Below are 12,615 nucleotides of genomic sequence, written 5' to 3'. Positions count from 1 at the left end.
AATAAAAAATCATGAGAATAAAACAACAATCTTCGAGTAACATTTGCTTGAGAAATGTATATTTTTATGTGGAATATGCAAAGTATGTATGTTCATAAAGAAATATATAGGCATAAAACAGTAGCCAATAACAATAAAATCGAGTTAATCAGTCAACTTATCGGTGAATTTTTGCTATAATCTTCCGTCATCCTTTTTTAATCTCCTTTACCACTATGCATTATCCTAAAGTTTACGATGTCATTGTTATCGGCGGCGGTCACGCGGGTACTGAGGCAGCTCTTGCTGCGGCACGTATGGGTCGACAGACTTTACTCTTAACTCATAATATTGAGACTTTAGGGCAGATGAGCTGTAATCCAGCCATTGGTGGTATTGGTAAATCACATTTAGTACGCGAAATTGATGCGCTTGGCGGTGCAATGGCATTGGCTGCCGACAAAGGCGGTATTCAATTCCGTATTTTAAACTCACGTAAAGGTGCGGCTGTTCGTGCGACTCGCGCACAGGCTGACCGTATTCGTTATAAAGCTGCGATTCGTGAAACCTTAGAAAATCAAGCGAACTTGGATATTTTCCAACAAGCAGCTGATGACCTTATTGTTGAAGGCGATACTGTTAAAGGTGTAGTCACCCAAATGGGTATTCGCTTTGATGCGAAAACTGTTGTATTGACTACAGGTACATTCTTGGGTGGTGTGATCCACGTAGGTCTAAATAATGCTTCAGGCGGTCGTGCGGGCGATCCTCCTTCAATTTCATTGGCTGCGCGCCTTCGTGAATTGAACTTACCTGTAGGTCGTTTAAAAACTGGTACACCACCACGTATCGATGCACGATCAGTTGATTTCTCTGTGATGACGCCACAGCCGGGTGATTTCCCATCTCCAACTATGTCGTTCATGGGTGATGCGTCGATGCATCCTGAGCAAATCAATTGCTATATCACACATACCAATGAAAAAACTCACGATATCATTCGTGGCGGCTTAGACCGTTCACCAATGTATACCGGTGTGATTGAAGGTGTGGGTCCACGTTACTGCCCATCGATTGAAGATAAAATTCATAAATTTGCCGATAAAGATTCGCATCAAGTGTTCTTGGAACCTGAAGGTCTGGACACACATGAGCTTTATCCAAACGGTATTTCGACTTCTTTACCATTCGACGTTCAGTTTGAATTGGTTCGTTCGATTCGTGGTATGGAAAATGCGCACATTTTGCGTCCGGGTTATGCAATTGAGTATGATTATTTCAACCCACAATCATTGAAATTCTCGTTAGAAACCAAATCGATTAATAACCTGTATTTTGCGGGTCAAATTAACGGTACAACAGGTTATGAAGAAGCGGGTGCACAAGGTTTGCTTGCAGGCTTAAACGCAGCACGTCGTGCATGGGATCAAGAGCAATGGACACCAAAACGTGATGAAGCGTACATGGGTGTATTGGTTGATGACTTGATTACTTTGGGTACTAAAGAACCGTACCGTATGTTTACTTCGCGTGCGGAATACCGTTTGATGTTGCGTGAAGACAATGCGGATCAGCGTTTAACTGCGATTGGCCGTGAAATGGGTCTGGTGGATGATGCGCGTTGGGATTCGTTCTGCCAAAAAATGGAAGCAGTTGAAACTGAAAAAGGACGTTTACAACACCTTTGGGCAGCGCCAAACAATCCACTAGGCAAAAAATTCGTTGAAATGACTGGTGATGACCTGTCTAAAGAAACCAATGCAATTGATTTGTTAAAACGTCCAAATATCAACTTTGCGCAAATTGCTGAATTGACGGGTTCAGAAGTTTCAGCATTTGTGGGTGAGCAAATTGAAATTGCAGTGAAATATGCGGGTTATATTAACCGTCAGCAAGAAGACGTTGCGCAAATGAAGCGTTTGGAAGATACACGTATTCCTGCTGATTTTGATTATGATGTCGTTTCTGGTCTTTCACGTGAAATCACCATGAAGCTGAAAAATGTATTGCCTGAAACATTGGCACAAGCAAGCCGTATTCCGGGTGTTACACCTGCGGCTGTTCAATTGGTGATGATTACGATTCGTAAGAATAACCAAGCGAAAAAATCTGCATAATTTTTCAGCTGAAAGAAAAACCCGCTAGATGCGGGTTTTTTATTGCTTAAAAATTATTGGCTGTTGGTATTTGATCGGATTAAATGAATATTTTGATCATCATTAGTTTTAGCTATGGTTTGATTATTAAAATCTTCCATAAACCTAAGTGATTGATAATGAATTATAAATGCAAAAAATAAGATCTAAAACTATTGATATACAAAGTTTTAAGTCTTAATGGTGGGCTTTTGGTCGTGTGAATTCCGACCTTTGTAGTGGTATTTATTCTACCCAATAAAGCCGAAACTTCAGGGCATGGCGTACAAGTGGGTTTACGCTACATGAATGGAGTTCGATTATGGCAAATCAACAATCGGGAAAAATGCAAAAATTTCTAACGGTATTTTTGTGTTTCTGGGTAGCATTTTTTGAAGGTTTTGACCTACAAGCACCCGGTATCGCAGCAAAGGGAATCGCAGCGACATTTTCCTTAGATCAGGTACAAATGGGCTATGTGTTTAGCTTAGGTGTGTTTGGTATGTTATTTGGCGCGTTCTTTGGGGGGCGTGTCGCTGACTATTTGGGACAGAAGAAAGTCCTGATGTTGTCGATTTTTATCTTCGGTGTATTTATGTCTATCACGGCAGTTGCACCAAGCATTGAAATTTTATATATCGCACGATTCTTTACAGGTTTAGGTTTGGGTGCTGCGATGCCAACGATGATCTCGGTGGTGGGTGATGAAGCGACGGATGCTAACCGTGGGCGCTTAAATAGTTTGATGTACTGTGGCTTACCCGTAGGTGCAATCTTTGTTGCTGGCTTGGGTATTGTCTTTAAAGATATCTCATGGCATACACTATTTTTAATTGGTGGTTTAACGCCTTTAATCTTGATTCCATTCATGGCGCTTATCTTAAAAGATAAGCGTACAGAAAAAGTTCAGGCAGAAACCAAGGAAACGGTTCCACCGATGGGGCAAATCCTTTTTGCTGAACAGCGTTATAAGTATACATTGCCGCTCTGGCTGAGTTTCTTCTTTACCTTAATGGTGAACTATATTCTGATCAGTTGGTTGCCTAACTTGCTTATGGAACAAGGGTTGGAAAAGCAACAAGCTTTTATGATCATGTTGATGTTCCAAGTGGGCGCAGTGATTGGTACGCTGGGTTTAGGCTACTTGCTGGATCGCCTAAAATTATGGCAAATGGCAGTGATTATCTATTCAGGTTTGTTTGTGGCATTGTTTGTGCTGTTTACAACAAATTCCATTCCTGTACTCATTGCTGCAGGCATCATGGGCGGAATTTTCTCTACAGGTGGTCAATCGATTTTGTATGGGATCTCTCCAATTTTCTATACACCAGCTGGGAAAGTGACAGGTGTGGGAAGTGCAATTTCATGGGGACGTTTGGGTGCAATGACAGGTCCATTACTTACAGGCAAGATTTTGGCGCTAGGTCTAGGAACGACAGGTATTTTAATTGCAAGTGCGCCGGGTATTGCTTTGTCGGCTATCGCGGTGGCTGCATTATCTGCCTATAAATCATCCCTCAAGAAATAATCGAAATCAGTCATATTTAAAGGAGCTACGGCTCCTTTTTTATTGAATAAATATCTTTAGCTGAAACTAAGTTTTGTTAGAATAAATCTAATATTCATGAATAAATTTACTTCTATGTCTTATCAATTGATCGAACTTGATATTTCTCCTTCAGATAACATTCAGTGTCCACATTGTCAGCAGCAAGTGATTGATTGGTCAGAAGAGCAGTATGTACAGCCATGTGAGCATGTGCTGTTTATTGCAATGGATATTGGTTTTGAGTTTATTACCGATGAATTTGAGCAAACTATGCAGCATACAGTCGATGACTTGCATGCCAATGATGATCAATATCATATGTTTACTGAAATTACCGCCTCAAGTTTCCCTGAGTTTCTGATATATAAGTCTGATTTAGGGGTGGAAGGTTATTCACGTTATGTCGGCTTTACGGCATAAAATATTGCTAAAAAATCTCAAAATAAAAAAGCCAGTTAAGTGACTGGCTTTTTTAATGAAAATCAGAAAATTAACTTTCTAATTCTTCTTCGACATCATCTTCGGCACTGTCCATACCGAGTTCTTTAAGTTTACGGGTTAAGGTATTACGACCCCAACCTAAAAGTTCTGCAGCATGGCGCTTACGCCCACGTGTTTGCTGTAGTGCTGCATTGATGAGGGTGCGTTCAAACATTGGTGTGGCAATGTCGAGAATTTTCATCTCACCATTTTTAAGTTTTTGTACGGCCCATTGACCAAGTAACTCATCCCAGTGATGCACACCAATACGATCAATCCCTTGAGCAGCAGGGTTGCCATCTGTGCCTTGAATTGGAATCTGTTTTAATTCAGACGGTAAATCTTCTGGATAAACTTCACGGCCTGTGATCATAACCGTTAACCAACGACAGGTATTTTCAAGCTGACGCACATTACCTTGCCATGGCAGTTTTTGCATGTATTCTTGCGTTTCAGGACGCAGAATCTTCGGACTTACCCCAAGTTCTTTGCCTGCACTTGCAAGGAAATGCTGTGCAAGCATCGGAATATCTTCACTACGATGTGCAAGTTTTGGAATATGAATACGAATCACGTTTAGACGGTGGTACAAGTCTTCACGGAAGCGACCTTCATGTACTAACTTTTCTAAGTCTTGGTGCGTTGCAGCAACGATACGGACATCCACCTTGACTGGGATGTGACCACCGACACGGTAGAATTCGCCATCCGCTAAAACACGCAGTAAACGTGTTTGAGTTTCAAATGGCATGTCGCCAATTTCATCAAGGAAAAGAGTCCCGCCATTGGCTTGTTCGAAACGCCCTTGACGCTGTGTGTTAGCACCGGTGAATGCGCCTTTTTCATGACCAAATAATTCAGTTTCGATCAAATCTTTTGGAATTGCTGCCATATTGAGCGCAATAAAAGGTTTGTTGCCACGTGGTGAATGCTTATGCAGCGCATGCGCAACCAATTCTTTCCCTGTGCCTGATTCACCATTAATTAATACAGTAATGTGTGATTGAGAAAGACGACCAATGGCACGGAAGACTTCCTGCATAGCAGGAGATTCACCAATAATCTCTGTAGATTGAATCGGTTGAACGGTTTTAGCAGATTCTTGTTGTTGTAATTTGGCGATATGTAAAATTGCACGGTTTACAAGGGCTAAGGCTTCATCAATATCAAAAGGTTTTGGTAGATATTCAAATGCACCCGTTTGATAGCTCGACACAGCAGATTCTAAATCTGAATGTGCGGTCATGATGATCACAGGTAAGTCAGGGTAGTTGCCTTTGACTTTACCTAAAAAGGTCAGTCCATCAATACCTGGCATACGGATGTCCGTCAAAATAACATCTGGCGCATCGACACTTAACTGATCTAAAGCGGATTGTGCTTCTTCAAAACTGGTAACATCAAAACCTTCTTCTTTGAATGTTTTTTCCAGCACCCAACGCATGGCGCGATCATCATCGATGACCCAAATCTTATTACGCGACATGATCTGACTCCCAAGGTAAATATAGGCTAAATACTGTTTTTCCTGGAACTGATTGGCATTCAATCATTCCGTTATGTTGATGCATAATATTTTGTGCAATGCTAAGGCCGAGACCTGTGCCTTTCGCTCGTCCTGTCACTAAAGGATAAAATACGGATTCTAATATTTCTTGTGGGACACCCGGTCCATTGTCCTCGATGTCAATGCGTACCGCAGAACGTTTTAATACACCATTGATGGTGACTAAGCGTTGAATACGTGTGCGCAAGGTCAGTTCTGGTTGATGCTCAACAAAGAACTCTTTATTTTCAGTCATCGCCTGAACAGCATTAACACTGATATTCAGCATGACCTGAATTAATTGATCACGATCTGCCAGTACATCTGGTAAAGAAAGGTCGTAATCACGGGTGATTTTAATTTTCTTTTTAGTTTGGTTGACGATCAGTGAACGAACACGTTCAAGGGGTTCATGGACATTGACTGGTTCGTAACTTGGTAATTGTCTTGAACCAAGCATAGTGTCAGCAAGATTACGTAATCGGTCTACTTCACTAATAATAATGTCGGTGAATTCGCTGTACTTCGGATCATTTAAACTACGCGCTAAAAGTTGTGTCGCCCCACGGATACCACCAAGTGGATTTTTAATTTCATGAGCAACACCACGAATCAGTTGTCGTGCAACTTGATGTTGTTGAATCAGGTTTTCTTCTTTAGAGATTTTTAACATTCGGTCGATTTGATTCAGCTCAATCAATAGCAAAGGGTGGTAGGGTTTACCTGAGTTGAGCTGTGACACGGTGTAATCAACATGAATGTCTTTAAAGTTGACATTAATCGTTGCTTCTCGGCGCGTATAGTGCTGACCGGAAGTTAGTGTATTCATTAATGCATCATGCGTATTGAACTCATCATCGGGCATATGGAGTAAATTTAATACAGGCTGACCTGATGCACGAAGTAAGCTGATGTCAAAAAGCGCTTCACAAGATGAATTTAAATAAAAAATATTCAGGTTGCTATCGACCAATAAAATGGCAGTGGTTAAATTATCCACTAAAAGCCGGTAATCAATCGTCATAGTCTGATCCATTAGCGAGAGGTTCCTGTCTTAAAATGGCGCAATGGCATCTTCATAAAGCAAATCGTTCAATCTAATAAGGTTCGAATTGATGCAAGTTATGCAAGATATAAGCCAACTATTTCAGAAATACGCTAAGTTTTGATGCTTATTTGAATAAATGCGCTTATTTAAGACTTTAAATAAAGTGTATAGCTGATTAAAAACAGGCTGTAAATCTAAAATGCATTAAAATGGTGCAAATGAAATTATATGGATGAATTTATAGCATTATTTTGGTGCGTGATATAAAGAGTGGCCTTTTCACCTGTTTTTATGTTTTGAAAAGACATACAATACGCGGATTATAGTGGAGCGCAGATTCATGAAATCCCCCAAAGTCGGTTTTGTTTCTTTAGGTTGTCCTAAGGCATTGGTAGATTCCGAACGAATTTTAACTCAGTTAAAGACTGAAGGTTATGATGTAGCATCAGATTATGATGGTGCCGATTTAGTAGTTGTAAATACATGTGGTTTTATTGAATCTGCAGTACAAGAGTCGCTAGATGCCATTGGTGAAGCGATGAGTTCAAACGGTCGCGTAATTGTGACTGGTTGTTTAGGTAAAGACGAAGACAAAATTCGCCAAATGCACCCAAATGTCTTAAAAGTGACAGGTGCTGCGGCATATCAAGAAGTGATGGAAGCTGTGCACGAATACGTGCCTGAGCCACCGAAACACAATCCGTTTATTGATCTAGTACCTGAACAAGGTATTCGATTAACACCAAAACATTATGCTTATTTGAAGATTTCAGAAGGTTGTAACCATCGTTGCACATTCTGCATTATTCCGAGCATGCGTGGTGATTTGGTTTCTCGTCCAGTAGGTTCAGTATTGACTGAAGCTCAAGCGCTGAAAAAAGCAGGCGTAAAAGAAGTCCTTGTGATTTCTCAAGATACATCGGCTTATGGCGTAGACACCAAATACAAATTGGACTTCTGGAACGGTCAGCCCGTTAAAACCAAATTCTATGACATGTGTGAAGCATTGGGTCAATTGGGTATCTGGGTGCGTCTGCACTATGTATATCCATATCCACATGTAGACGCTGTGATTGACTTAATGGCACAAGGCAAAATTTTGCCGTATTTGGATATTCCATTCCAACACGCAAGTCCTAAGATTCTAAAACTCATGAAGCGTCCTGCGCACAGTGAAAATACACTAGAGCGTTTAAAAGTTTGGCGTGAGAAATGTCCTGATCTTGTGATTCGTTCTACATTTGTTGTGGGCTTCCCGGGTGAAACTGAAGAAGACTTCCAAATGTTGCTTGATTGGTTAAAAGAAGCGCAGCTTGATCGTGTGGGTTGTTTTACTTACTCACCAGTTGAAGGCGCGACTGCAAATGATTTGCCAGATCATGTGTCTGAGGAAATCAAACAAGAGCGTTATGAACGTTTCATGCAAGTTCAGCAAGAAATCTCTGCTGCGAAATTGCAAAGCCGTATCGGTCAGAAAATGACAGTACTGGTGGATGATCTTGAAGAAGAGTTCCCAGTTGCTGTTGCACGTTCTTATGCAGATGCACCTGAAATTGACGGTAATGTTTTTGTTGAAGATATCGATAAGTCAGTGATTAAAGCAGGTGATTTACTTGAAGTAGAAATCACAGATGCAGATGAATATGACTTATTTGCAAAACTAATCTCGGTTAAGTCTGCTTAAACGATTCATTAAAAATAATTGAAATTAAATAATTCGGAGTTGATGATGCTTGATTCTAAAAAACCACGTTTTGGTCGCATCCTGCTTAAGCTTTCAGGTGAAGCTTTAGCGGGCAATAAAGAGATGGGTATCGATGCACAAGTGCTCGATCAAATGTCACTCGCAATTGCGCACCTTGTTGGTTTGGGTGTTCAAGTGGGTATCGTTGTCGGTGGTGGTAACCTTTACCGTGGCAGCCAGTTACAAAAAGATGGTTTGGTTGGCCGTGTAACAGGTGATCAAATGGGTATGTTGGCCACTGTAATGAACGGTTTGGCACTTCGTGATGCTTTGGTACGTCGTAATATCAAAACTCGTCTAATGTCAGCTTTACCCATTGGTGCTGTAGTTGAATCATATTCTAGCCGTGATGCAATTCGTCATTTAACTCGTGGCGAAGTTTGTGTATTTGTTGCAGGTACGGGTAACCCATTCTTTACGACAGATACAGCAGCATGCTTACGCGGTATCGAGATTGAAGCCAATCTTATCCTTAAAGCGACGAAGGTTGATGGTGTTTACAATAAAGATCCAAGCAAATATGAAGATGCAGTGAAATACGATGCATTAACATTTGACCAAGTTTTAGATGAAAAACTGGGTGTGATGGATTTAACTGCGATCTGCTTGTGCCGTGACCACAACGTTCCACTTCAAGTATTTGATATGAACAAATCTGGTTCATTACTTTCAGTGGTAATGGGTGAAAAAGAGGGTACTCACGTTACGAACTAATGTACGTGGGCCCTAAAGCTCTTTATACTACAAGCTATTTTAGAATTTACATCTTTTCGAATTAAGTAAGGAAGATCACATGATTAACGATCTTAAAAAAGACGCAGAAGACCGTATGAACAAATCTCTAGATTCTCTAGAGCATGGTTTTGCCAAAGTTCGTACAGGGCGCGCGCACCCATCAATTTTAAATGGTGTTATGGTTCCTTACTATGGCTCTGATGTGCCATTAAACCAAGTGGCGAACGTAGGCGTAGAAGATTCACGTACGTTACTTGTTCAGCCTTTTGAACGTTCAATGGTTGCTGCAATTGATAAAGCAATCCGTGAATCTGACTTGGGCTTAAACCCGATTACTGCTGATGCCATTCGTGTTCCTATGGCTGCATTAACAGAAGAAACACGTAAAGACATGCAGAAAGTTGCACGTAACGAAGCTGAAAATGCAAAAGTTGCGATCCGTAACATCCGTCGTGATGTTTTGGGTGATATCAAAGCATTGTTGAAAGAAAAAGAAATTTCTGAAGATGATGAGCGTCGTGCGGGTGATGACATTCAAAAAATCACAGACAAATTCGTTGCTGAAGTTGAAAAACGTCTGGCTGCAAAAGAAGCTGAATTGATGAAGGTCTAAGTTTTAATGACCTCATCTGAAGAAACTTCCCGTCTTCCAAAACATGTTGCCATCATTATGGATGGCAACAATCGTTTTGCCAAAAAGAATCAAATGCAAAAAGGTGAAGGGCATCGTTCTGGAAAGGACATCCTAGATCCCATCGTTGAACATTGTCGTAAAAGAAATATCCAAGCACTGACCGTTTTTGCTTTTTCGAGTGAAAATTGGAATCGTCCTCAGTTTGAGGTTGATCTGTTGATGGCTCTTCTCGAAGAAACCATTCATGAGCAGTTGCCGCGTATGGAAAAATTTAACATTTCCCTACGTTTTATTGGTGATCGTTCTCGTTTATCTCCTAACTTACGTGACTTAATGTTGCAAGCCGAACAAAGGACTGCTAATTTCGACAGCATGACTTTAACTATTGCAATTAGTTACGGTGGTATGTGGGATATGGCACAGGCTGCAAAACAAATCGCAGCAGATGTTTTAACTAACAAAATAAATCTTGAAGCAGTGGATGCTGAAGTCTTTGGTCAATATGTCAGTTTAAGTGATCTACCTCCGGTAGATTTGTTAATTCGTACAGGTGGTGATTTCCGTCTTTCGAACTTCTTGCTTTGGCAAGCTGCTTATGCAGAACTTTATTTTACCCAGACATTATGGCCTGAATTTACCATTGAAGAATTTGACGATGCACTAGCGGTATTTGGTGGTCGTGAACGTCGTTTTGGTAAGACCTCAGAGCAGATTCAACAAGAGCAGTTTGAGAATAAATAAATGTTAGAGCGGATAATAACCGCATTGGTACTGGTTTCAGTTGTATTGAGTTGCATGTTTGCAACCGAGTCTAAATACCCAATGCTTGTGCTGATGATTATTGCATCAGCTGTCGCGGGTTATGAGTGGTTTAAACTCATGCCGCGTAATACACAAAATGTGATTAAACCTTTCGCTTGGGGCTATGGTCTAGTCACTGCTATTCTTTCAGCACTAGCATTGCATTTTACTGATGTTGCATTACTGCTTTGGGCAGCTTCAATCTTTACTTGGATCTTAAGTGTCTATTGGGTGAAGTCTTATCCTGAATACGACAACTGGTATAACCCAAGTCTGAGTGGTATAGGCTTAGTCTTGGTTCCTGCTGCGGTAACTGCTATTTTTTCTGTGTGGATGAACTCACCTTGGTGGCTCATGTATCTGTTCCTGTTGGTATGGGGTGCAGACAGTGGTGCATACTTCGTGGGACGTAAATTTGGTAAGAAAAAACTTGCACCAGATGTGAGCCCAAATAAATCGATCGAAGGTTTATATGGCGGTCTATTCACTGCAATGCTAATTGTTATTGTTGTTGAAATTATTTATCTTGATTTAAGCATCGCTGAACATATTTTATTTTTAATACTTTCAGTAATAACGGTATTTAGTTCAGTACTTGGTGATTTATTTGAATCGATGATCAAGCGTCGTGCAGGGATCAAAGATTCTGGTCGTATTCTTCCGGGACATGGTGGTGTGCTGGACCGTATCGACTCGTTGCTTGCTGCAGCACCTATCTTTGCAGCAGGTATGTATGTTTTAAAATTAATTGGCGTAGATTTATAGATGTCACAATCTGTTTGTATATTGGGTGTAACAGGATCCATTGGTCAAAGTACTTTAAAGATTCTGCAACAGCACCCCGAAGAGTATTCAGTTTTTGCAGTCACTGCACATAGCCGAATTGTAGAACTTGTCGAAATATGCAAACAATATCGACCGAAAATCGCAGTTGTTCCATTCAATAAAGTGGATGAACTGCGCCAATTACTCGTAGCTGAAAAATTAACTGATATTGAAATCCTGCATGATGAAGCCGGATTAATCGCAGTAGCAGAACATCCACAGGTTGATGTGGTCATGGCAGCTATTGTGGGTGCGGCAGGGTTGCTACCTACATTGGCTGCTGCGAAAGCAGGTAAACGCGTGTTGCTTGCAAATAAAGAAGCGCTCGTGATGTCGGGTGACATCATGATTCAGACCGCACGTGAAAATAATGCTTTGTTGTTGCCAGTCGATTCTGAACACAATGCAATCTTCCAATGCTTGCCTGAAGCTTATCTACAAGGTGAACGTCATGGTCAGCCAAAACTAGGTGTCAAACAAATTTTACTCACCGCGTCTGGTGGTCCATTTTTACATCATAGTTTAGAACAATTACAAAGTGTGACGCCTGCACAAGCCTGTAAGCATCCAAATTGGTCGATGGGGCAAAAAATTTCTGTTGATTCTGCAACGCTGATGAATAAAGGCTTGGAATTGATCGAAGCCTGTCATCTTTTTGCAGTTGAAGAACAATTTGTAACAGTTGTTGTCCATCCACAGAGTATCATTCATTCAATGGTTCAATATGTAGATGGTTCGACTTTGGCGCAAATGGGTAATCCTGATATGTGTACGCCTATTGCTCATGCATTAGCATGGCCGAAGCGTATTCAAACACATGTGCCTCCATTAGATTTATTTATTCATTCTCAGTTAAATTTTGAACAGCCTGATATACAGCGATTCCCAGCGCTAAAATTAGCACGTCAAGCCATGAAGGCTGGAGGCTTAGCTCCTACGATTTTAAATGCAGCCAATGAAATCGCCGTGGCAGCATTTTTGCATGAGAAAATTGGCTTTACTCAAATCCCTCAAATTGTTGAACATGTGTTGGGGCAAGTTGAAAACTCAGCTGCAAATAATATTGATGTTATTTTGCATGCAGATAAATCGGCACGTATGGTTGCTGAAAAAGCAGTATTGAATTCAGGAAGTTAAGA

General features: G+C 40.8%; 11 protein-coding genes. 9 read left to right on the top strand and 2 right to left on the bottom strand.

What is annotated here, in order from left to right:
• Positions 1–215: 215 nt before the first annotated feature.
• From mnmG to FTT88_RS01740, 3 genes are all read left to right on the top strand, one after another.
• Positions 216–2,096: a tRNA uridine-5-carboxymethylaminomethyl(34) synthesis enzyme MnmG gene (gene mnmG / locus FTT88_RS01750; RefSeq protein ID WP_180003879.1), complete on the top strand. Its 1,881-nt coding sequence runs from the start codon at positions 216–218 to the stop codon at positions 2,094–2,096.
• A gap of 340 nt (positions 2,097–2,436) precedes the next feature.
• Complete coding sequence (gene mhpT, locus FTT88_RS01745; protein ID WP_180003880.1) at positions 2,437–3,642, top strand: 3-(3-hydroxy-phenyl)propionate transporter MhpT; 1,206 nt, start codon at positions 2,437–2,439, stop codon at positions 3,640–3,642.
• A gap of 114 nt (positions 3,643–3,756) precedes the next feature.
• On the top strand, positions 3,757–4,083 hold the full coding sequence (locus FTT88_RS01740; protein ID WP_078193710.1) for a hypothetical protein: 327 nt from the start codon (positions 3,757–3,759) through the stop codon (positions 4,081–4,083).
• A gap of 70 nt (positions 4,084–4,153) precedes the next feature.
• Here the strand turns inward: FTT88_RS01740 and glnG are convergent, their stop codons facing one another.
• Both glnG and glnL read right to left on the bottom strand, forming a co-directional pair.
• The gene (glnG, locus tag FTT88_RS01735; protein ID WP_168377613.1) at positions 4,154–5,629 is read right to left on the bottom strand and encodes a nitrogen regulation protein NR(I); all 1,476 of its coding nucleotides are present in this window, start codon (positions 5,627–5,629) and stop codon (positions 4,154–4,156) included.
• Positions 5,619–6,725 (bottom strand): nitrogen regulation protein NR(II), encoded by a 1,107-nt coding sequence (gene glnL / locus FTT88_RS01730; RefSeq protein ID WP_078188727.1) that lies wholly within the window; start codon positions 6,723–6,725, stop codon positions 5,619–5,621. Before glnL ends, glnG begins: the two co-directional genes overlap by 11 nt.
• Before the next feature lie 352 nt (positions 6,726–7,077).
• Between glnL and rimO the strand changes: the two genes are divergently transcribed.
• From rimO to ispC, 6 genes are all read left to right on the top strand, one after another.
• Positions 7,078–8,421, top strand: a complete 1,344-nt coding sequence (rimO, locus tag FTT88_RS01725) for a 30S ribosomal protein S12 methylthiotransferase RimO (protein ID WP_078193536.1) — start codon at positions 7,078–7,080, stop codon at positions 8,419–8,421.
• A 45-nt stretch (positions 8,422–8,466) separates the two neighbouring features.
• A complete protein-coding gene (pyrH, locus tag FTT88_RS01720) occupies positions 8,467–9,195 on the top strand; it encodes a UMP kinase (RefSeq protein ID WP_078193535.1) in 729 nt (242 codons plus the stop codon).
• Between the two features lie 79 nt (positions 9,196–9,274).
• Entirely contained in the window at positions 9,275–9,829 is a 555-nt protein-coding gene (gene frr, locus FTT88_RS01715) for a ribosome recycling factor (RefSeq protein WP_078188724.1), read from the top strand.
• A 6-nt stretch (positions 9,830–9,835) separates the two neighbouring features.
• Positions 9,836–10,591, top strand: a complete 756-nt coding sequence (uppS, locus tag FTT88_RS01710) for a polyprenyl diphosphate synthase (protein WP_111883757.1) — start codon at positions 9,836–9,838, stop codon at positions 10,589–10,591.
• Positions 10,592–11,416: a CDP-archaeol synthase gene (locus FTT88_RS01705; protein WP_078188722.1), complete on the top strand. Its 825-nt coding sequence runs from the start codon at positions 10,592–10,594 to the stop codon at positions 11,414–11,416.
• The gene (gene ispC / locus FTT88_RS01700; RefSeq protein WP_180003881.1) at positions 11,417–12,613 is read left to right on the top strand and encodes a 1-deoxy-D-xylulose-5-phosphate reductoisomerase; all 1,197 of its coding nucleotides are present in this window, start codon (positions 11,417–11,419) and stop codon (positions 12,611–12,613) included.
• Positions 12,614–12,615 lie beyond the last annotated feature (2 nt).

This window comes from Acinetobacter sp. YH01024 (assembly GCF_013420195.1).
GTDB classification, from domain to species: domain Bacteria; phylum Pseudomonadota; class Gammaproteobacteria; order Pseudomonadales; family Moraxellaceae; genus Acinetobacter; species Acinetobacter amyesii.
Note: the sequence above shows the minus strand (reverse complement) of the source record. Positions and strands in the feature narration are given on the sequence as shown.

Excerpts from the sequence above, each read along its gene's own strand:
- frr (WP_078188724.1), top strand. The coding sequence starts at position 9,275 with ATGATTAACGATCTTAAAAAAGACGCAGAAGACCGTATGAACAAATCT.
- glnL (WP_078188727.1), bottom strand. The coding sequence starts at position 6,725 with ATGGATCAGACTATGACGATTGATTACCGGCTTTTAGTGGATAATTTA.
- ispC (WP_180003881.1), top strand. The coding sequence starts at position 11,417 with ATGTCACAATCTGTTTGTATATTGGGTGTAACAGGATCCATTGGTCAA.
- mhpT (WP_180003880.1), top strand. The coding sequence starts at position 2,437 with ATGGCAAATCAACAATCGGGAAAAATGCAAAAATTTCTAACGGTATTT.
- uppS (WP_111883757.1), top strand. The coding sequence starts at position 9,836 with ATGACCTCATCTGAAGAAACTTCCCGTCTTCCAAAACATGTTGCCATC.
- rimO (WP_078193536.1), top strand. The coding sequence starts at position 7,078 with ATGAAATCCCCCAAAGTCGGTTTTGTTTCTTTAGGTTGTCCTAAGGCA.
- glnG (WP_168377613.1), bottom strand. The coding sequence starts at position 5,629 with ATGTCGCGTAATAAGATTTGGGTCATCGATGATGATCGCGCCATGCGT.
- FTT88_RS01705 (WP_078188722.1), top strand. The coding sequence starts at position 10,592 with ATGTTAGAGCGGATAATAACCGCATTGGTACTGGTTTCAGTTGTATTG.
- pyrH (WP_078193535.1), top strand. The coding sequence starts at position 8,467 with ATGCTTGATTCTAAAAAACCACGTTTTGGTCGCATCCTGCTTAAGCTT.
- FTT88_RS01740 (WP_078193710.1), top strand. The coding sequence starts at position 3,757 with ATGTCTTATCAATTGATCGAACTTGATATTTCTCCTTCAGATAACATT.
- mnmG (WP_180003879.1), top strand. The coding sequence starts at position 216 with ATGCATTATCCTAAAGTTTACGATGTCATTGTTATCGGCGGCGGTCAC.